The 20,128-nt window shown below is 60.4% G+C and carries 18 protein-coding genes; 7 read left to right on the top strand and 11 right to left on the bottom strand.

Annotation, left to right across the window (positions count from 1 at the left end; translation table 11 throughout):
• Positions 1-11 precede the first annotated feature (11 nt).
• Complete coding sequence (locus GIV35_RS09005) at positions 12-1,427, bottom strand: acetyl-CoA carboxylase biotin carboxylase subunit (protein WP_003195732.1); 1,416 nt, start codon at positions 1,425-1,427, stop codon at positions 12-14.
• Between the two features lie 194 nt (positions 1,428-1,621).
• Between GIV35_RS09005 and GIV35_RS09010 the strand changes: the two genes are divergently transcribed.
• The gene (locus GIV35_RS09010; RefSeq protein ID WP_034129151.1) at positions 1,622-2,596 is read left to right on the top strand and encodes a LysR family transcriptional regulator; all 975 of its coding nucleotides are present in this window, start codon (positions 1,622-1,624) and stop codon (positions 2,594-2,596) included.
• Here the strand turns inward: GIV35_RS09010 and GIV35_RS09015 are convergent.
• From GIV35_RS09015 to GIV35_RS09025, 3 genes are all read right to left on the bottom strand, one after another.
• Complete coding sequence (locus tag GIV35_RS09015) at positions 2,526-2,723, bottom strand: PA3496 family putative envelope integrity protein (RefSeq protein ID WP_200647444.1); 198 nt, start codon at positions 2,721-2,723, stop codon at positions 2,526-2,528. The two genes, GIV35_RS09010 and GIV35_RS09015, sit on opposite strands and share 71 nt — an antisense overlap.
• Positions 2,724-2,928: 205 nt before the next feature.
• Positions 2,929-3,795, bottom strand: a complete 867-nt coding sequence (gene hexR, locus GIV35_RS09020) for a transcriptional regulator HexR (protein WP_003177007.1) — start codon at positions 3,793-3,795, stop codon at positions 2,929-2,931.
• Between the two features lie 162 nt (positions 3,796-3,957).
• Positions 3,958-6,831 (bottom strand): EAL domain-containing protein, encoded by a 2,874-nt coding sequence (locus GIV35_RS09025; protein WP_198714601.1) that lies wholly within the window; start codon positions 6,829-6,831, stop codon positions 3,958-3,960.
• Positions 6,832-7,108: 277 nt separating this feature from the next.
• On the opposite strand from GIV35_RS09025, the gene uvrD reads away from it, so the two are divergent.
• The 3 genes from uvrD (at position 7,109) to GIV35_RS09040 (ending at position 10,919) form a co-directional block, all read left to right on the top strand.
• Complete coding sequence (uvrD, locus tag GIV35_RS09030; RefSeq protein ID WP_014720554.1) at positions 7,109-9,292, top strand: DNA helicase II; 2,184 nt, start codon at positions 7,109-7,111, stop codon at positions 9,290-9,292.
• A gap of 217 nt (positions 9,293-9,509) precedes the next feature.
• Complete coding sequence (locus tag GIV35_RS09035) at positions 9,510-10,376, top strand: Tim44 domain-containing protein (protein WP_003195740.1); 867 nt, start codon at positions 9,510-9,512, stop codon at positions 10,374-10,376.
• 135 nt (positions 10,377-10,511) lie between these two features.
• The gene (locus tag GIV35_RS09040) at positions 10,512-10,919 is read left to right on the top strand and encodes an SMI1/KNR4 family protein (protein WP_014720555.1); all 408 of its coding nucleotides are present in this window, start codon (positions 10,512-10,514) and stop codon (positions 10,917-10,919) included.
• 69 nt (positions 10,920-10,988) lie between these two features.
• Here the strand turns inward: GIV35_RS09040 and GIV35_RS09045 are convergent, their stop codons facing one another.
• Entirely contained in the window at positions 10,989-12,749 is a 1,761-nt protein-coding gene (locus GIV35_RS09045) for a cation:proton antiporter (RefSeq protein ID WP_200647446.1), read from the bottom strand.
• Positions 12,750-13,031: 282 nt separating this feature from the next.
• Between GIV35_RS09045 and GIV35_RS09050 the strand changes: the two genes are divergently transcribed.
• A complete protein-coding gene (locus GIV35_RS09050) occupies positions 13,032-13,517 on the top strand; it encodes an acyl-CoA thioesterase (protein ID WP_003195747.1) in 486 nt (161 codons plus the stop codon).
• Between the two features lie 133 nt (positions 13,518-13,650).
• Here GIV35_RS09050 and pdxY read toward each other — a convergent pair whose 3' ends face one another.
• The gene (pdxY, locus tag GIV35_RS09055) at positions 13,651-14,523 is read right to left on the bottom strand and encodes a pyridoxal kinase PdxY (RefSeq protein WP_003195749.1); all 873 of its coding nucleotides are present in this window, start codon (positions 14,521-14,523) and stop codon (positions 13,651-13,653) included.
• Between the two features lie 117 nt (positions 14,524-14,640).
• On the opposite strand from pdxY, the gene GIV35_RS09060 reads away from it, so the two are divergent.
• Positions 14,641-15,036, top strand: coding sequence for a DUF3301 domain-containing protein (locus GIV35_RS09060; protein ID WP_003195752.1), 396 nt, complete (start codon positions 14,641-14,643; stop codon positions 15,034-15,036).
• Here the strand turns inward: GIV35_RS09060 and GIV35_RS09065 are convergent.
• From GIV35_RS09065 to dksA, 4 genes are read right to left on the bottom strand one after another with little or no spacing between them, the layout of a single operon-like run.
• A complete protein-coding gene (locus tag GIV35_RS09065) occupies positions 15,030-15,992 on the bottom strand; it encodes a CobW family GTP-binding protein (RefSeq protein ID WP_213153198.1) in 963 nt (320 codons plus the stop codon). The genes GIV35_RS09060 and GIV35_RS09065 overlap by 7 nt on opposite strands.
• Before the next feature lie 44 nt (positions 15,993-16,036).
• Positions 16,037-16,681 carry a DUF1826 domain-containing protein gene (locus GIV35_RS09070; RefSeq protein WP_236264091.1) on the bottom strand — a complete coding sequence of 215 codons (645 nt, stop codon included), beginning with the start codon at positions 16,679-16,681 and terminating at the stop codon, positions 16,037-16,039.
• Entirely contained in the window at positions 16,681-17,886 is a 1,206-nt protein-coding gene (zigA, locus tag GIV35_RS09075) for a zinc metallochaperone GTPase ZigA (RefSeq protein ID WP_014720560.1), read from the bottom strand. Before zigA ends, GIV35_RS09070 begins: the two co-directional genes overlap by 1 nt.
• Before the next feature lie 27 nt (positions 17,887-17,913).
• The gene (gene dksA, locus GIV35_RS09080; RefSeq protein ID WP_034129158.1) at positions 17,914-18,318 is read right to left on the bottom strand and encodes an RNA polymerase-binding protein DksA; all 405 of its coding nucleotides are present in this window, start codon (positions 18,316-18,318) and stop codon (positions 17,914-17,916) included.
• 126 nt (positions 18,319-18,444) lie between these two features.
• Between dksA and GIV35_RS09085 the strand changes: the two genes are divergently transcribed.
• Entirely contained in the window at positions 18,445-18,813 is a 369-nt protein-coding gene (locus tag GIV35_RS09085; RefSeq protein WP_034129159.1) for a hypothetical protein, read from the top strand.
• Here GIV35_RS09085 and GIV35_RS09090 read toward each other — a convergent pair.
• On the bottom strand, positions 18,810-20,021 hold the full coding sequence (locus GIV35_RS09090) for an N-acetylmuramoyl-L-alanine amidase (protein WP_202690852.1): 1,212 nt from the start codon (positions 20,019-20,021) through the stop codon (positions 18,810-18,812). The two genes, GIV35_RS09085 and GIV35_RS09090, sit on opposite strands and share 4 nt — an antisense overlap.
• Between the last annotated feature and the right edge of the window lie 107 nt (positions 20,022-20,128).

Below are 20,128 nucleotides of genomic sequence, written 5' to 3' on the forward strand. Positions count from 1 at the left end.
TGTTATATTCCTCACAGGCCTGCGTGGGCGGCGATGGCGGCGGCGATGGCCAGGGCCAGCTCTTCGGGTTTGCGCTTGATCGAGTAGTTGGTCAGCTCAGGGTGGCTTTCCACAAAGCTTGTATTGAACTGGCCGCTACGGAATTCCGGGTTGCGCAGGATTTCCTGATAATAGGCGGCAGTGGTCTTCACGCCTTGCAGGCGCATGTCGTCCAGGGCACGCAGGCCGCGGTCCATGGCTTCTTCCCAGGTCAACGCCCACACCACCAGTTTCAGGCACATGGAGTCGTAGAACGGCGGGATGGTGTAGCCGGTGTAGATCGCCGTGTCGGTACGCACGCCGGGGCCGCCGGGGGCGTAGTAACGGGTGATCTTGCCGAAGCTTGGAAGGAAGTTGTTCTTCGGGTCTTCAGCGTTGATACGAAACTGCAACGCGAAACCCCGGTGCTGGATGTCTTCCTGCTTGACTGACAACGGCAGGCCGGAGGCGATGCGGATTTGCTCGCGAACGATATCGATGCCGGTGATTTCTTCGGTGATGGTGTGTTCCACCTGCACCCGCGTGTTCATCTCCATGAAGTACACCTCGCCCTCGGCGAGCAGGAACTCCACGGTACCGGCGTTCTCGTAGCCCACGGCTTTGGCAGCGCGCACCGACAGATCGCCGATGTAGGCGCGCTGTTCCGGGGTCAGTTGCGGGCTGGGGGCGATTTCGATCAGCTTCTGGTTGCGACGCTGGATCGAGCAATCACGTTCGAACAGGTGCACCACGTTGCCAAAGCTGTCACCGAGGATCTGCGCTTCGATGTGCTTGGGATTGACGATGCATTTTTCCAGGAACACTTCCGCCGAACCGAAGGCCTTGGTGGCTTCGGAAATCACGCGGGGAAAGGCTTGTTCAAGTTCTTCGCGACTGTTGCAACGACGAATGCCACGGCCGCCACCACCGGAGGTGGCCTTGAGCATCACCGGGTAACCGATACGGTCGCCTTCAGTGAGGGCTTCGTGGATGTCGGCAACGTTGCCTTCGGTGCCCGGCGTGACCGGCACACCGGCCTTGATCATGCTGCGGCGCGCTTCGGTCTTGTCGCCCATGCGGCGAATCACTTCTGCCGAAGGGCCGATGAACTTGATGCCGCGCTCGGCACAGATATCTGCCAATTCGGCGTTTTCCGACAGGAAGCCGTAGCCGGGGTGCAGCGCATCGCAGCCGGTTTCCACCGCCAGGTTCACCAGCTTGCGCGGGTTCAAGTAACCGGCCAGTGGCTCGGCACCGATGCTGTGGGCTTCGTCGGCACGCTTGACGTGCAACGCATGGCGGTCGGCGTCCGAATAAACCGCGACCGAGCGAATGCCCATCTCGGCGCAGGCACGCACGATTCGTACGGCAATTTCACCACGGTTGGCGATCAGGATCTTTTTTATCACTTGGAAATTCCCTTGAGCCGATTTGCGTGCTTCGACCCGTTGCAGCCGGGCCGGCGCGTGACCAAATGTTTCATGACAGTCGCGAGACACACACTATGCGCACAGGAGAATTAACAAAAATCAATAATTATTGGGCTGTGTATAAGTAAAGACTTATAGTTAGCCGGAACACCAAGGGGCCGAGGCTTTATAAAATGCGTAAGTCATTGATGCGTATGACATTGCGCCAATTGCAGATCTTCAATGAAGTGTGTGATTTGCGTTCCTACAGCCGTGCCGCCGAGGAAATGTCCCTCACCCAACCGGCGGTCAGCCTGCAAATTCGCCAGCTGGAAGAACTGATCGGCCAACCGCTGTTCGACTATGTCGGCAAAAAACTCTACATGACCGAGGCCGCCGAAGCTTTGCAACGGGCCAGCCGCGACATCTTCGGGCGCCTGGAAAACCTCGATATGCAGCTGTCGGACATGCAGGGTTCACTGCAAGGCCAACTGAAACTGGCGGTGGAGTCCAGCGCCAAGTATTTCGTGCCGCACCTGTTCGCCGCCTTCAAGCGCCAGCATCCGGAAGTGCAATTGCAGCTCACGGTGGTCAACCGTGCCCAGGTGATCCGCCGGCTCTCGGACAACCGCGACGACCTGGTGATCATGTCCATGGTACCCCAGGACATGGGCCTGGAATTCCTGCCGTTTCTCAACAATCCGATTGTCGCCGTGGCATTGCCGGATCATCCGTTGAGCCTGCAAGGGCCGCTGCGCCTGCAAGACCTGGAGCCTTATACCCTGCTCATCCGCGAACCGGGCTCTGGCACGCGACTGGCCTGCGAGGAATATTTCAAGGAAAAACGCGTGCACTTCACCCAGACGGTGGAAGTGGCCTCGGCCGAGGCGCAGCGTGAATGTGTGAGTGCAGGGTTGGGCGTGGCCCTGCTGACGCGCCACGCCTTGAACCTGGAGCTGGCCACGGGCGGGCTCAAGGAGCTGCCTGTGGAAGAACTGCCGCTGTACCGCAGTTGGTGCCTGGTACAGGCCAAGGCTAAACGCCTGTCACCGGTGGCCCATGCGTTCCTGGGCTTTATTCGCAGCGAACGGGTGCAGATCAGCGCGCTGGCTGAGCGTTTCGCTGGGCAGCCACGGGTACCTGCCAATGCAGTTCCGGGTAGTCACTGATGCTCTGGAGCAACTGGCGCTCCTCGCAACGGTCTTCGATGGCGCGACGGAACGCCATGCGGCGCTGGTCTTCCTGCTGACGACGGGTCTTGACGGTGCTGTTGCTGTCTTCGTAGGGCCGGGTCATTTGGAGTCTCCCAATGCGAGTACGGGGAGTACAGGATGGGCGCGGGGGATGACGGTTTGGCGGCGCGGGGATTACAGGATGATGAATCTTGCGAAGCTGGCGCAAAACCATGTGGGAGCTGGCTTGCCTGCGATGGCGGTGTATCAGGCAATGAAGAGGGTAACTGGCAGACCGCTATCGCAGGCAAGCCAGCTCCCACAGACCCTCAGTCGTCGAGGGCTTTGACGGATTTTGGCGAGAGGCGAAGGCTACGCAAGCTGCGCTTCACGCTCTTGAGGTGGTTGACCAGGCTCGGGCCACGGGCCATGGCCACGCCCATCGCCAACACGTCGATGACCACCAGGTGGGCAATGCGCGAGGTCAGCGGCGTGTAGATTTCGGTGTCTTCATGCACGTCGATCGCCAGGTTCACCGTGGACAACTCCGCCAATGGCGTCTGGCTCGGGCACAGGGTAATCAACGACGCGCCGCTCTCACGCACCAGGTTGGCGGTGATCAGCAGGTCTTTGGAACGACCTGATTGGGAAATGCAGATGGCCACGTCAGTGGGCTTCAAGGTCACCGCCGACATCGCCTGCATGTGCGGGTCGCTGTAGGCCGCGGCGGTCAGCAGCAGGCGGAAGAACTTGTGCTGGGCATCGGCCGCCACCGCGCCGGACGCACCGAAGCCGTAGAACTCGACGCGCTGGGCCTGGGACATTGCGGTCACGGCCTTTTGCAGCTCCACCGGGTCGAGCTTCTCACGCACCTCCATCAAGGTGTGCAAGGTGGTGTCGAAGATTTTCAGGCTGTAGTCGGCGACGGAGTCGTCTTCATGAATTGCAAACTGGCCGAAGCTCGCACCGGCAGCCAGGCTTTGCGCCAGCTTGAGCTTGAGGTCCTGAAAGCCGGAGCAACCAATGGCGCGGCAGAAGCGCACGATGGTCGGCTCGCTGATGCCCACGCTGTGGGCCAGGTCGGCCATGGAACTGTGCATCACGGCCGCAGGGTCAAGCAGCACATGATCGGCAACCTTGAGTTCCGATTTGCGTAACAGGTGGCGCGACTGGGCGATATGTTGCAACAGGTTCAAAGGGCAGGACTCTTGTTATTGGCAGGCGCCAGGGATGTAGCAAGCTTGTAGTTATACTACAAGAATTGTCGTTTTGCCCGCTCGATGCATCACTAAATCGCCCTACTCCCCTCTGATTCAGCGGGCAGGCGCTATGTAGCCATAAAGGCGGCCTACGCTGCGTTAAGAAAAATCTGCGTTTTTGCGTAACAAATCCGCCAGCCCTTCGGCCCTCATGGGCGGGCTGATCAGGTAACCCTGTACCTCGTCGCACTGCTCACCGCGCAGGAAATCCAGCTGCTGCTGATCCTCCACCCCTTCGGCCACTACCTTGAGGGCCAACCCGTGGGCCATGGCGATGATCGCACGGGTGATGGCCGCATCCTCGCGCCCCTGGCCAAGCCCCCGGATAAAGGCCTGGTCGATTTTTACGTAGTCCACCGGGATACGCTTGAGGTAGCTGAGGGACGAATAACCGGTGCCAAAGTCGTCGATGGCCAGCTTCACCCCCAGGTCGCGCAACTGCTGGAAGGTGGCGATGATGTGCTCAACGCTGTCGAGCAACTGGCTTTCGGTCAGTTCCAGCTCCAGGTACTGCGGGTCCAGTGCGGTTTCTTCCAGCACTTGACGTACCAGGCTGACCAGCTTGCCCTGGCGCAGTTGATGCACCGACAGGTTGACCGACACGCGAATCGGCGCCAGCCCCTGACGCTGCCATTCGCAGGCCTGCCAGCAGGCCTGGCGCAGCACAAATTCGCCCAACGGCACGATCAAGCCGGTTTCTTCCGCCAAACCGATAAAGTCACTCGGCGGCACCATGCCCCACTGCGGATGTTCCCAGCGGACCAACGCCTCGGCAGCCTTCAGCTTGCCAGTGACCAGGCATAGCTTGGGTTGGTAGAACACCGTGAGCTGACGCTCGTCAATGGCTTTGCGCAGGTGGTTTTCCAACTGCAAACGCTCCAGGGTGCTGGCTTGCAGGCTGTCGGTGAAGAACTGGAAATTATTCCCGCCCAAATGCTTGGCGTGCTGCATCGCCATATTCGCCTGGCTGACCAGTGCAGAAATTTCCCGTGCGTTATCAGGCAACAGGCTGACGCCCATAGAGGCGCTTACCACCAGCTCATGCCCCTCCACGTTCACCGGCACGCGCAGCTTCGCCAGCAACCGGGTCGCCACCCGCGCCAGGCTGGATAAGTTGCCATAGGCGTCAAACAGTACGGCGAATTCATCACCGGACAGGCGCGCGATGGTGTCGGCCTCCGGCAGCGCGTTGATCAAGCGCCGCGCCATTTTTTGCAGCAGTTGGTCGGCCACTTCATGGCCCAGGCTGTCATTGAGCAATTTGAAGCGGTCGAGGTTGATATGCAGCAGCGCGAGGCTGCGACCGCCTTGGCGCACCCGCTGGTGAGCTTCGCGCAGCCGTTCGCGAAACAGCGAGCGGTTGGCCAGCCCGGTCAACTCGTCGTAGTGGGTGAGGTAGCGCATGCGCTCTTCCGACTCGCGCCGGGCGGACAGATCGGCGAAGAACCCTACGATATGACTGACGTTCCCCCGTACATCACGCACCACATTCAGTTGTAGCCATTGCGGGTACAGTTCGCCGTTCTTGCGCGTCTCCACCAATTCGCCCTGCCAGGTGCCGTGGCTGAGCAATGCCTGGCGGATCAGCGGGAAGTGGCGCCGCGCATCGCGACTGCAGGGCAGTTCCACAACGTTGCGGCCAAGCATGTCGTCAATGTCGAAACCGGTGACGCGGCTGAACGCCTGGTTCACGGCGATCAACGCGTAGTTCGGGTCGAGGATCACAATGCCTTCGCTGGCCGCCTCGAACACCGTCGAAGCCAGGCGTTGCTGCTCCTCCACCGCCTTGCCGGCGCTGATGTCGCGGCGCGTGCCCAGCATACGGATGACGCGGCCACTGGGCGTGCGCTCCACGGCGCGCCCGCGATCTTCGATCCACACCCAATGCCCATCGCCATGACGTATCCGGTACTCCACCTGATAGTCCTCGCTGCGGCCTTTGAGATGCTCTACCAGTGCGTGCTTGAGCAGTGGTAGATCGTCGGGGTGCAGGCGCGGTTTGAGGTGGCTGAGCATCGCCGTGACGTATTCGGGCTCCAGGCCAAACAACTCCTTGAGTTGCGTGTGGTGGACCTCGTCGGTTTGCAGGTTCCAGTCCCACAGGCCCAGTTCACTGGCTTGCAGGGCCATGGCCAGGCGCGCTTCGCTTTTACTCAAGGCGAGGCTGGCAGCATCCAATTGCTGGCTGCGTTGCGCCACACGATCTTGCAGACCGACCTGGGCTTCACGCAAGTTTTGCTCCACCTCGCGGCGCTGCTCGACTTCGCGCACCAGCTCCAGGTTCAACTGCTCACTGCGTTGCTGCGCCTGTTGTAAATGCTCGATCAGGGCCTGGTTCTGGAAACGGCGCAACAACCCGCGCTGGATCAGGCGGTTGACCTGCCACGCCACCAGGCTCAGGGACGCCAGCAGGATCAGCCCGAGCACGCCCCAGCCTTGTTGCTGCGGTGTGCCATTCCAGAACAGGTAGACGATGGCCGGCACCAGGCACGGCAAGGCAAACGACAGGTAGGCCCAAAAGCTCACGGCATAGGCCACGCTGGCCGACAAGGTGGCGGCGCCGATCAGGCCAAACACCCAGGCCTGATGCATGAAGCTGTCCGTGGGCACCAGGGCAATGGCCGCAACGGAGAGGGTCAGGCCACTGACCGCCGAGCCGAGCATGAACATACGGCGCCACACAGGCTGGGCCTGCCGGCTGGGCATGGCCGAATCAAAGGCTGCCACTTGAATCACGCGCATCGCCACCAGGGCAAGCAGCCAGAGCAGCCAGACGCTGTCCAGCAGGTACTGATTGGGGTTCCACAGCAACCAGGCGCAGACCAGGCCGTTGACCAGCATCAGCAGCGTCGGCAGCAACGAACCTTGATACAGCAGGCGCGTGCGCTCAACCGCGATTTCGGTTGCATAGTGTTTACGGATGACCTGCGCTGGGGCCGGCGAGGGGCCAAACAGGTCGGTGCTAAGGGTCATAGGCGGTGTTCTTATAATGGTGAGCCCGAAACGTCGACGGAGCATACACAAGCAAGCGCCTGGGCCAAACTGCTACAAGTCATAAAAAACCTGCTGCGATTGGCCGCAAACCTTTGGCCCAGACCGCTTGAGCAAGACACAGCATGGGCTGCGGGCGATGACCAACCGGTCATCACCCCCGTCAGAATGTTCGCCCGTCGGTAGCTTGCAGGCGTTTTGCATCGACCATCCGGCATTGGGATTTGCCCAGGCCCCCCAAGGCCCATAGAATGCGTCGATGCGCGATGATCTCTCTCTTTTGCTGAACTCCCTCAACGATGCCCAACGCCAGGCCGTAGCGGCCCCCGTTGGCCGTCAGTTGGTCCTGGCCGGTGCTGGCTCCGGTAAAACCCGAGTGCTGGTGCACCGTATCGCCTGGTTGATCCAGGTCGAAAACGCGTCCCCGCATTCCATCCTGTCGGTGACCTTCACCAACAAGGCCGCTGCCGAGATGCGTCATCGCATCGAGCAGTTGATGGGCATCAGCCCGGCCGGCATGTGGGTGGGCACCTTCCACGGCCTGGCGCACCGCCTGTTGCGGGCGCATTGGCAGGAAGCCGGACTGAGCCAGACCTTCCAGATTCTCGACAGCGACGACCAGCAACGCCTGGTCAAGCGCGTGATCCGCGAACTGGGCCTGGACGAACAACGCTGGCCGGCGCGCCAGGCACAGTGGTTTATCAACGGCCAGAAAGACGAGGGCCTGCGCCCGCAACATATCCAGGCCAGCGGCGACCTGTTCCTGGCCACCATGCGCAGCATTTATGAGGCCTATGAAGCGGCCTGTGTGCGCGCTGGCGTCATCGACTTCTCCGAACTGCTGCTGCGTGCCCTCGACCTGTGGCGCGACAACCCCGGTTTGCTGGCCCATTACCAGAAACGCTTCCGCCATATCCTGGTGGACGAGTTCCAGGACACCAACGCCGTGCAGTACGCCTGGTTGCGTCTGCTGGCCAAGGGCGGTGACAGCCTGATGGTGGTGGGCGATGACGACCAGTCGATCTACGGCTGGCGTGGCGCGAAAATCGAGAACATATACCAGTATTCCGAAGACTTCCCGGACGCGGTGACCATCCGCCTGGAGCAGAACTACCGCTCCACCGCCGGGATCCTCAAGGCGGCCAACGCCTTGATCGCCAACAACACCGGGCGCCTGGGCAAAGAGCTGTGGACCGACGGCGGCGAAGGCGAGGCGATCAACCTGTACGCGGCGTTCAATGAGCACGATGAAGCGCGCTACGTGGTCGAAACCATCGAAAGCGCACTGAAAACCGGCCTGGCCCGCAGCGATATCGCGATTCTGTACCGTTCCAACGCCCAATCGCGGGTGCTGGAAGAAGCCTTGCTGCGCGAACGCATCCCGTACCGCATCTATGGCGGCCAGCGCTTCTTCGAACGCGCCGAAATCAAGAACGCCATGGCCTACCTGCGTTTGCTTGAAGGCCGTGGTAACGATGCAGCGCTGGAGCGGGTGATCAACATCCCGGCGCGTGGCATTGGCGAGAAAACCGTCGAAGCGATCCGCGACCATGCGCGCCATGCCGATGTGTCGATGTGGGAAGCCATGCGCTTGCTGATCGCCAACAAAGGCCTGACTGGCCGTGCTGCGGGGGCGTTGGGGGTGTTTGTCGAGCTGATTGAGAACCTGGCCGCCAAGTGCGCAGAGATGCCGCTGCACCTGATGACTCAGACCGTGATCGAGCAGTCCGGGCTGATCGCCTATCACGAAGCGGAAAAAGGCGAGAAAGGCCAGGCCCGGGTAGAAAACCTTGAGGAACTGGTCAGCGCCGCCCGCGCGTTCGAAAACACCGAGGACGACGAAGAGCTGACGCCGCTCGCCGCCTTCCTGGGCCACGCCTCGCTGGAAGCCGGCGATACCCAGGCCGACGAGCATGAAGACAGCATCCAGCTGATGACCTTGCACAGCGCCAAAGGCCTGGAATTCCCTTATGTGTTCCTGGTGGGCATGGAAGAAGGCCTGTTCCCTCACAAGATGAGCCTGGAAGAGCCCGGCCGCCTTGAAGAAGAACGCCGCCTGGCCTACGTGGGTATTACCCGGGCGATGCAGAATCTGGTGATGACCTACGCGGAGACCCGACGCCTGTACGGCAGCGAAACCTACAACAAGGTGTCGCGCTTCGTACGTGAGGTGCCGAAGGGTCTGATCCAGGAAGTACGCTTGTCCAACAGCGTCAGCCGCCCGTTCGGCGGTGGCCAGCAACAGAACTCCAGCAGCATGTTTGCCGGTTCCGAAATACCGGAAACCCCGTTCAGCCTGGGCCAGCAGGTCAAGCATGCGATCTTCGGCGAAGGCGTGATCCTCAACTTCGAAGGCGCCGGCGCCCAGGCGCGGGTGCAGGTGAACTTCGCCGAGGGCAGCAAGTGGCTGATGATGGGTTACGCCAAGCTCGAAGCGGTCTGAGCTGGCCACAATAAGCCCACCATCATGAAACACTGCGTAACATGAAGATTATTGGCCCAGCCTTGTTTTAGAGGCGTGCGGGCCAATATCTGTAATTGGTCCTACAGACCCTTCGGATTTGGTCTTACGCAAAAGCCCGAAACATTATGCCGCTAGCCACTGCCACGACACCTGTGCAACATGGCGCGCGTGCAATCCACAAATGGGAATTCCCTATATGAAACGTTTTCTTAGCATCGCCATGGCGTTGTGCATCGGCCTGACGATGAGCCTCGACGCCAACGCCAAACGCTTCGGTGGCGGCAAAAGCTCGGGCGCGGCACCGACTCACCAGACCAGCCAAATGGCTCCATCCGCCGGTGCCGGCGGTGCTGCGGCTACTGCAGGCGCAGCCGGTGCCGCTGGCGCTGCTGCCAAGGCTGGCGGTGCTTCGCGTTGGCTGGGCCCACTGGCCGGCATCGCCGCCGGTGGCCTGCTTGCGTCCATGTTCATGGGCGACGGCTTCCAGGGCATGCAGATCTTCGACATCCTGATCATGGGCGTCATCGCCTTCCTGGTCTTCCGTTTTATCGCCGCCCGTCGCCGCAAGCAGCAGGAGCACCTGGCTCCAGCCGGCGCGCCGATGCAGCGTGAAGCGTTCGAGCAAAAGCCTGCCATGGGCTCGATCTTCGGTGGTTCGGCAGCTCCTGCCGCCCGTCCGGTGATCAACGCACCGGCCTGGTTCAACGAAGAGCGTTTCGTCGAAGCGGCCCGCAGCCACTTCCAGTCCCTGCAACAGCATTGGGACGCCAACGAAATGGACAAGATCTCCGAGTTCGTGACCCCGCAACTGCTGGAGTTCCTCAAGCGCGAACGTGCCGAGATCGGTGACGCCTTCCAGTCGACCTACATCGACGACCTGCGCGTACAGCTCGATGGCGTGGATGATCGTGCCGACAAGACCATCGCCACCCTGACCTTCAGCGGCGTGTCGAAGTCCTCGCGTTTCGACCAGGGCGAAGTGTTCAGCGAAAGCTGGAACATGGAACGCGCCCAGGGCGACGACCAGCCATGGCTGGTCGCCGGTATCCGCCAGAACGGCTAATACCTGCGCGTTTGAGCAAGCGGTAACAAAAACCCCGGACATGTCCGGGGTTTTCTATTTCACGGTTGCACTTATAGCGAGCTACTGTATAAAACGCCCCTATAAACCGCGCCATCTAGCAAGAGGATCCCGGCCGTGGAAGAAATCATCGAACAACTGCGTGAAGCCAACGAACCGGTCCCGGTTCCTTTGGAGCTGCCTGACGAAGACCTGCTGGTGGAAATCGAGGAACAACTGTTCATCGACATCCCCTTTGTCTTCCGTGAATTCTTGCTGACCGTCAGTGACGTGGTCTACGGCAGCCTGGAGCCGGTGACCGTCACCGACCCACAGTCCCACACTTACCTGCCAGACGTTGCCGCCAACGCCTGGGATGCCGGTGTTGATCGCAGCCTGATCCCTATCTGCCAGGACGGCGACGACTACTACTGCGTCGAAGAAGACGGCACCGTCGTGCTGTGGTCCGCCGAAGAAGAGTTGGTCACCGAAGAAACCTGGGAATCGGTGTGGCACTGGGCACGGGACGTCTGGCTGGAAAGCTGATACTTGATGGCTTTTGTGGCGAGGGAGCTTGCTCCCGCTGGGCTGCAAAGCAGCCCCCGCCAACGCCAATCAGTGTTCCGTATCCTTGTGGTTATCCAGCGTCTCCAGCAACGCAACCTGCATCCGCGTATGTACACGGATAAACCAGCGCCAGAGCACTGCAGCCACCGCCGCCGTGACCACGGCAATCAACACCAGCAACTTGTTGGTCGGCAGAATACTGGCCGACAAGGCTGCCAATAGCAGGAAGATCACCAGCAGCGACAAGAGGGGGATCAGCTCCGCAATCACCCTTCGCACACGTTGGGTATGCCTCCCGGCCATTTCTGGTTTCACGCTCATCTCCGCCAGCAGCATCGACAGCGCCTTGAGCTTGCGATACGCCGCAATCAGAAACGGCAACGACACCAGCAGCGCCCCGCCCCAGATCAACGCCTTCTGCCAACTCTGATCGCTGACCCAGCCCTCCAGATACCCACCGATGCGCTCCGCGAAAAAGCTGCCGGCAAAGAAGATCGCGATCACCAACGCCAGGTTTACCCCGACCTGCAGAATGATCTTGCGGATCATCGCGGCCAACATCGCCCCCTCGCCCTGCGGCTGAATGCTGCGCAGCCATTCGCCATACATGCCCAATACCCGGCTCATCCGCGTGGGCATCACTGCAGCGATCTTCAATGACAGCGGATCGGCCCCGCGAATCAGGTAGGGCGTCAGCAGTGTGGTGATCGCCGAAACGGCCACCGCCACGGGATACAGAAAGTCGCTGGTGACCTGCAGGGTCATCCCCAGCGCCGCGATGATGAAAGAAAACTCGCCAATTTGTGACAGCCCCATACCAACCCGCAGCGAGGTGCGACCATCGTTGCCGGCGATAAACGCGCCCAGCCCGCAAGACAGCATCTTGCCCAGCACCACGGCCACGGTGATCACCGCAATGGGCCAGGCGTATTGCAGCAGGATCTGCGGGTCGATCATCAAGCCAATCGCCACGAAGAAAATTGCGCTGAACATGTCGCGAACGGGTTCGATCAGGCGTTCGATCTTAATCAACTGGCGGGATTCAGCCATGATCGCGCCGATCAAAAAGGCCCCGAGTACCATGCTGTATTCCAACTTCACCACCAGCAGGCAGAAACCGAAGCACAGCCCCAATACAGTGATCAGCAGCATCTCGTTGCTTTCGAACTTTGCCACATAGGCCAGCAGGCGCGGCACCAGCAAAATACCAATCACTAGGGCGACGATCATGAACAGCGAGAGCTTGCCGACCGTGGAAAACACCTCGCCGGAGCTGACCGTGCCACTCACGGCGATGCTCGACAGCAAGGCAATGATGCCGATACCCAGGATGTCCTCCACAATCAGCACACCGAAAATCAGCTGGGCGAACCGCTGGTCTTTCATCTTCAGGTCGTTGAGGGCCTTGACGATAATGGTGGTCGAGGAGATTGCCAGGATCGCGCCGAGGAACAGCGAGTCCATGGTGCTCCAGTCGAACCAGCGGCCGATCTCGTAGCCGATCCAGATCATCAGCACGATTTCCAGGAACGCCGCGATAAACGCCGTGGCCCCGACTTTGAATAGCTTGCGCAGGCTGAATTCCAGGCCCAGGCAGAACATCAGGAAGATGACTCCCAACTCCGCCAGGGTCTTGATCGTGTCTTCATCGTGGATCAGGCCAAACGGCGGAGTGTGGGGACCGATAATGAAGCCGGCGACGATGTAGCCCAACACCACCGGCTGCTTGAAGCGGTGAAACAGGATGGTGACCACCCCTGCCACCAGCATGATCACGGCCAAGTCCTGGATAAAGCTGATGGCGTGCATGGCGAGGGGCTCCTTGAGGGTGCCGGCGCTTTTCCCACTTCCGGCCTCGCCTTTGAAGGGTCGGAAAAGTCTGCCTTGATCGTAAGAAAAGCCCTGAGACGGGCTTTTGAAGGGTAACACCGCGACTTCTGCTGGAAAGCCGGTGCAATATATGGAAACAGATCGCTGCGCGCGTGACGGCAAGCTGCCTGACGGCGTCCCGTTAGGGATGGCGCTGCAAAGACTTTGAGTACCCGCAGAGGTGCCTCCCCCCAACCAATGCCTACAACCCGTGAGTGTGCTATGGAACCCGGAAACGCCCAGCTGTCGATGACGGTACTGATGACCCCTGACATGGCCAACTTCTCTGGCAATGTGCACGGCGGCACGCTGCTCAAGTACCTCGACGAAGTGGCCTATGCCTGCGCCAGCCGTTATGCCGGTCGTTATGTGGTCACGCTGTCAGTAGATCAGGTGATCTTTCGCGAGCCGATTCATGTCGGTGAGCTGGTGACCTTCCTGGCGTCAGTCAACTACACCGGCAATACGTCGATGGAAGTGGGCATCAAGGTGGTGACCGAGAATATCCGTGAACGCTCGGTGCGCCATACCAACAGCTGCTTCTTCACCATGGTGGCCGTGGACGACCAGCGCAAACCTGCCGCCGTACCGCCGTTGCAGCCGCAGAACAGCGAAGACAAGCGCCGCTTTGTGCAGGCTCAGCAGCGTCGGCAGATTCGTCAGGAACTGGAAAAGCGCTACCGGGAGATCAAAGCCGACGCGCCTTAAACTCCAAGCGGCGAATCAACTCAAAAAAGTGTGGGAGCGGGCTTGCCCGCGATAGCAGTGGTTCAGTCGACATCGCTTTGACTGAGACTCCGCCATCGCGGGCAAGCCCGCTCCCACATTGGGTTCTTTGTGCTTACAGGCTGATCGGTGTGGCTTCGAAGCGCACACGAGGGTGGGCAATACGGTCCTGGGCCCGCACCAGTTCCAGTTCATAACTGGCGCAGGCCTGGGTTTCCAGTAGCACTTCATGCACGGCCGCGGCGGTGAATTCAAAGGCAGCCACCAGGCTATCACCCAACAGCACCCGCGCCAGGAACAGCCCGGACGTCAGGTCGCCCACACCCACTGGCTGACGCGGAAACGCCAGCAGGGGCCGACGCAAGTGCCAACTGCCGTCGGCCGTCACCAACAGCATTTCAAACCCTTCTGGCAGTTTGCCTGGGTAATCCAGGTGCTTGACCAACACCGCTTTGGGTCCGCGCGCCAGCAATGCTTTGGCCATCGCCAGGCAATCGAACAGCGATTGCGGCTTGCGCCCGGCAAAACTATCCAGCTCCAGTTGGTTGGGGCACAGGAAGTCCGCCATGGCGGCGGCTTCATCCAAGAGGAAATCGCTGACCTCCTGCGGCACGATGCAACCCTTTTCCGGGTGGCCCATCACCGGATCGCACAGGTACAGCGCCTTGGGGTTGATCGCCTTGATGCGCGCCACACCGCTGAGGATGGCGCGGCCCTGGTCGGCACTGCCCAGGTAACCGGATAGCACCGCATCACAGTTGCCCAGCTCGCCAATCGCGGCAATACCCTCTACCAGCGCAGGAATTTGCTGCGGCGCCAACACTTCGCCCGCCCACTGTCCATACTGTGTGTGGTTGGAGAACTGCACCGTGTTGAGCGGCCAGACGTTCACCCCGACCCGCTGCATGGGGAACACGGCGGCGCTGTTTCCGGCGTGGCCAAAGACCACGTGAGACTGGATCGCAAGCAGGTGAGGTGTGCGTTTCATGCGGGAGATTTCCGTAAAACCGTTGAATTTCAGGCCGAGCAGTATGCGACTAAACGCAACCTGTACGACAGACCGGCGACACAGTTAAGCTGCGCTCACTTTGTTGGAGTTCATGGAATGCTGACCCTGGGAAACATCTTCGTCTTGATGCTGCTGGCCACCGGCGCCGCCTGGGTTTGGCACAACCACGGCCTGCGTGAACGGGCGCTGGCGCGGGTCAAGCAGCATTGCGCCAAGCTCGATATCGAGCTGCTTGACGGTGCCGTGGCGCTCAAACGCATCGGTTTCGTCAAGGATGCCAATGGCCGCCGACGCCTGGCGCGTATCTATAATTTTGAGTTCACGGTGACCGGCGAAACCCGGCATGCCGGGGTCATCACGCAATTCGGCGCCCACAGCGCGCAGATCGAACTGGCGCCCTACCCGTTCGAAACCAAGGAGCCGCTGCCCAGCGCCGAGATCATCGAATTGAGCCAGTGGCGCCAGGACCACGCCAGCAAGAAACATCAGTAACGGCAGGCTGCCAGGGCGCTCTGCAATGCGGCCACGTCCTGTGGTGCGCTGAAGATCAACTCAACACGTGAATCGCGCCGCCAAGCGCAGGGTTGCCAGTGCAGTGGGCTGTTATCCACAGCGTTGGCGGACACCCAACCGTCAACGCTGTGGATGACCAATTTGGCACGGCGCCAGTCGATACTCGATAGCCACTGATGCAGACGGCTGACATCGAATCGCTGGCTTGGGTGCCAGCGCCAGCCAATGCTCCAGCCGCCCTCCTGGCTCTGACTCAGACAGATCGGCAACCCAGGGTCGCTCCAGATCGCCGGCGTTTGCCCCACCGCTTCAGGCACGCCGAAATTATCCACCGCTACTTGGGCCCGTGCTTTCAAACCGGGCAACCGGTCGAGTGGCAGTTGCGCCTGGCGTGTCCAATGGAGCGGGCAATCGGGTAATTGCGCTTCAATCGCCTGACGTTGCGCCGCAGTCAGCGTCTCATCCTTGTTCAGCACCAGCAGACCGGCACTGGCCAACGCCTCCTGTTGTGCCTGCGGCAACGGCCTGCCCGCCGCCAACGCCTGGGCATCGAGTACCAGCACGCAAGGCTGCACGGCCAGCACGTCTTGCCATGGTGCGTGCCGCAGTTGCTTGAGCAATTGCGCCGGATGGCCCAAGCCTGAGGGCTCGATAAACAAGCGGTCCGGCTTAGCCTTACGCAACAAGCGGCCCAGCCCTACCTGGAACGGTGCGCCGTTCACACAACACAAACAGCCGCCTGCCACCTCGCCCAGGGCGATACCGTCATCGTCTTGTGTGAGTAAGGCTGCGTCCAGGCCGATCTGGCCGAACTCGTTGATCAGCACCGCCCAGCGCTCGTTGGCCGGGCGCTGGGCAAGCAGGTGCTTGATCAGGCTGGTCTTGCCGGCGCCCAATGGCCCTGCAATCACGTGGGTAGGAATGTTCTGCAGCATAAGAGGCATGGTTCAGGCCGTGTAGAGCGTTTGATCCTACGCGGTTATGCCAGCCAATCCAGCGTCAGGATCAACCGTCGCTCATCAGCTTTGAGCGCTGGCGAGCGGTGGATCAGCCCATGCCCTTCATTGCCGTGCCATTTGGTGCCTTTAAGCAGCGCCACTTCACCGCAATGGATCTGCTCGATGCGCTCAGTGGGCTCGGCATCCGCCTGGCTCAATGTGCGCCGGTCCATGACGCCTTCACGCAACCATTGGCTTCCGATACCGGCGTAGGTGGTGATCAGCCGAACAGGCACGTGATCAACGTGAAAACGCGGACACATGGCCTTGTCCAATAGCCGTAAACGCACGCCGATGCGCTTGGCGCCCAGCAGGCAGGCGAATGCACTGACCAACCACGACACATCGGCGATAAACCCATCGTAGCCTTCAAGATCGCGACAGCTGGACGCCAAACCTTGCAAGTTCGGCACGGAGTCTTCGCTAGCCAACTCGACCACCAAGGACTCGGCCAACGGTTCATTGAGCGCCACCAGCAAAGCGCCAAACTCGGCGATATGCAGGGGCAGTTGGCGCTGCCAGATGGCCAGGTTGACGCCGTCATTGAGGATATCGGACAGCGCCAGCGGCGTTTCCCCATGTGTCTGGCGGATGACGTGGCGCAGGGGAATGACCGGAACCAGCATCAGGCGACCTGCTCATACCAAGGGCCAAACGGGTCGGGCAACTGGCGCCAACCTTCGACGCCCAGGGCCATTTCTTCATCGGTGAGCAAGCAGGCGTCCAACTCGGTACGCATCTGGGCAAAGTCGATGTTTTGCCCGATAAACACCAGTTCCTGACGGCAGTCACCCGTGCTCAACTGCCAGTTAGCCATGATCGCCGCCACGCTTTCTTCGTCCTGAGGCCACTGGCTTTTCGGCACAAAGCGCCACCAACGCCCGGCAAACCCATGGCGCATCAACCCGCCCGCCTGGGACCAACTGCCCGCATCCTGATGTTTGCTGGCCAACCAGAAGAAACCCTTGGAGCGCAACAGCTTGCCGTTGACCCAGGGGCGGTCGATAAAGTCGAAAAACCGCTGTGGATGGAACGGCCGGCGCGCACGGTAAGCCGTGGACGCTATGCCGTATTCTTCGGTTTCCGGCACATGCTCACCGCGCAATTCCTGCAACCAGCCCGGGGCCTGGGCGGCGCGTTCGAAGTCGAAACGGCCAGTGTTGAGGATCTTGTTCAACGGCACTTCGCCCATGACCATCGGGATGATTTCCGCCTGGGCGTTGAGGCGCTCGAGGATGGCCATCAGTTCTTCGCGCTCGCGGCTGCTGATCAGGTCGATCTTGCTGATCAGGATGACGTCGGCGAATTCGATCTGTTCGATCAACAGGTCGGTGATGGAACGTTCATCCTCCTCACCGAGGGTTTCGCCCCGTGAAGCCAGGCTTTCGGCGGCTTGGTAGTCGAGCAGGAAATTCATACCGTCGACCACAGTGACCATCGTGTCCAGGCGTGCAATGTCGGCCAGGCTTTGCTCGTTTTCATCGCGAAAAGTGAAGGTTTCGGCCACGGGCAAAGGTTCGGAAATACCGGTGGATTCGATCAGCAGGTAATCGAAACGACCTTCTTTGGCGAGTTTTCCCACCTCTTCAAGCAAGTCTTCACGCAAGGTGCAGCAGATGCAGCCATTGCTCATCTCCACCAGCTTTTCTTCCGAACGATTGAGCGTGACATCACGCTGCACCTCGCTGCCGTCGATGTTGATTTCGCTCATGTCGTTGACGATCACCGCCACCCGCAGGTTGTCGCGGTTGCGCAGGACATAGTTGAGCAGCGTGCTTTTACCGGCACCGAGAAAGCCGGACAACACGGTCACAGGGAGACGATTGGGCATCAGGTATTCCTCATCAAGGTTGGCCGGTCAAACTGCCCGTCTATGGCGTTCGCGCAGCTCTTCACGTTCTTTGGCTTCGATACACAAGGTGGCGGTAGGGCGCAGCAGCAGGCGTTGCAGGCCGATGGGTTCGCCGGTTTCACGGCACCAGCCGTATTCGCCACGGGCCAGCAGCTCCAGGGCGTCGTCGATCTTGTCCAACAGCTTCTTTTCACGCTCCAGCAGGCGCAGTTGCCATTGGCGTTGCTCTTCGGCACTGCCGATATCCGCCAGGTCGCTGTTGGTTTCCTGCTCGCGCAGCGCCTGGAACTCTGCGTCGATACGGGCTTGCAGGTCATCGCGCTGAGCCAGCAGCAGTTCGCGGAAGAAGCGCTGCTGGGCCTCATTCATGTAGTCGGCCGCTGGTTGGGCCAAAAGATCGTGTTCGGTCATGGGAAGCGGTTCGCGGGTCGGGCTGTGCATTTATGTTATAGTATAACAATACAAATAAGCCAATCCCTCTTGCTCGCCGCGACGAAGGGCGCAATGCTGGGTCACCTGCCTATGTTGAGAACCTCGATGAAATACCTGCTGTGCGCGCTGCTATTGGCAGTCGCCGGGCCTGCCTGCGCCCAGGCACCCAGCCTGTTGGCCAACTGCACACGCAGCGCCAACCTGCTCGCTTGTGTAGACCCGTTGGGCAATGCCTATAGCGTGGCGACCGTCGGCAGCACTACGTATCTGCGCGGGTTTGAAGTGATTGGCAAACGCTATTGGGCGCAGACCAACAGCCGTTATGGGCAACTGACGTTTTTTACCGGGTTGGCATCGGATGGCGAGGCGTGGGTCGGCTACACGCGGCGCGTGGGCTGGACCACCATCAACCGATTTTCCAGCTCAGGGGGCGCCAGCGCCAAGTTCACTTGCAGCCGAATGACCGGCTGTTAGACCTGGCTGTTTTTCTGCGCCTGCACCCAGGCCATGTAGCTGTTCATGGGTGGGTTCTTCTGGAAGTAACGCTTGAGTCCTTCGAAAAGGCCATCCGCCACCGCCTGTTGATGGCGCGCCGTCACCAGCCGCTGGGCATCCCGAGGGTTGGAAATGAAACCCGTCTCCACCAGGATCGAAGGCACGTCCGGTGACTTGAGCACGGCGAACCCGGCCTGCTCCACACGTTTCTGATGCAGGCTGGTGATGTTTTGCAGGCTGCCCAATACCGAGCCACCCAGTTGCAGGCTGGAGGCGATGGTCGCATTCATCGACATGTCGAGAATGACCCCGGCCAGCATCGGGTCCTTGTCCTTCAGATTGAGCAAGGTGGTGGCGCCCAGCAAGTCGGCGCCATTTTCGCGCTGGGCCATGAAACGTGCCGTAGCCGAAGTGGCGCCCCCTTCAGACAACGCATACACCGAGGCGCCCGACGCGGTCAGCCGTGGCGCGGCGTCGGCATGTACCGAAATAAACATATCGGCCTTGTGCTGACGGGCGATGTCCACGCGCTTGCGCAGCGGCACGAAGAAGTCGTCGTTGCGCACCAGTTTTACGTCAAAACCCTTTTCGCGCTTCAAGCGTTTAGCCAACAACTGGGCAATCGACAGCACCACATCTTTTTCGCGCTGGCCCTTGGAGCCAATGGCACCTGGGTCTTTGCCGCCATGGCCGGGGTCGACCACCACGATGATGTCGCGCTTGGGATGCGCCTTGTCTACCGGCGTCACCCAGGGTGCCGGCTCAGCGGCGATTTGACGGGGCGCACGGGTCGCGTTGGTCATATCCAACACCAGGCGATGGCCTTGGCCATCCTGGGGCGGCAACACGAAGCTGTTGAGCTGCATGGGCTCGACCAGGTCCAGCACGATGCGCGTATCGCTCTTGCCGAAATGCCCGGAACGGATCGAGGTAATCCCACTGTTCTTCAATGCCAATTGGGAAAAGTCACCGCTAAGACCGGCGCCACTCAAGTCGATGATCAAGCGGTCCGGTGAGGTCAGGGAAAAGGTCTTGTATTGCACCGGGCCGCTGAGGTCGAACACCAGGCGCAGCTTGTCCTCCGAGCGCCACAAGCGTGCATTCCGAATCTGCGTGGCGTAAGCCCCCAAAGGCAAGGCAAACAAGGGGCTGACCAGCAGCAGGTTGAGGAGCTGACGTCGGTGCATGGCATATACCGCAGATAAAGGAGTGTCCCTACTCGATATGACTGAACAAAGGCTGGAGCAGAAAATTCATCGTAGCTCGTATTGTTATACTATAACATGTCGAATTA

Origin of the sequence: Pseudomonas sp. PA-1-6B, assembly GCF_021609545.1 — a bacterium.
In the GTDB taxonomy this organism is placed as follows: domain Bacteria; phylum Pseudomonadota; class Gammaproteobacteria; order Pseudomonadales; family Pseudomonadaceae; genus Aquipseudomonas; species Aquipseudomonas fluorescens_BV.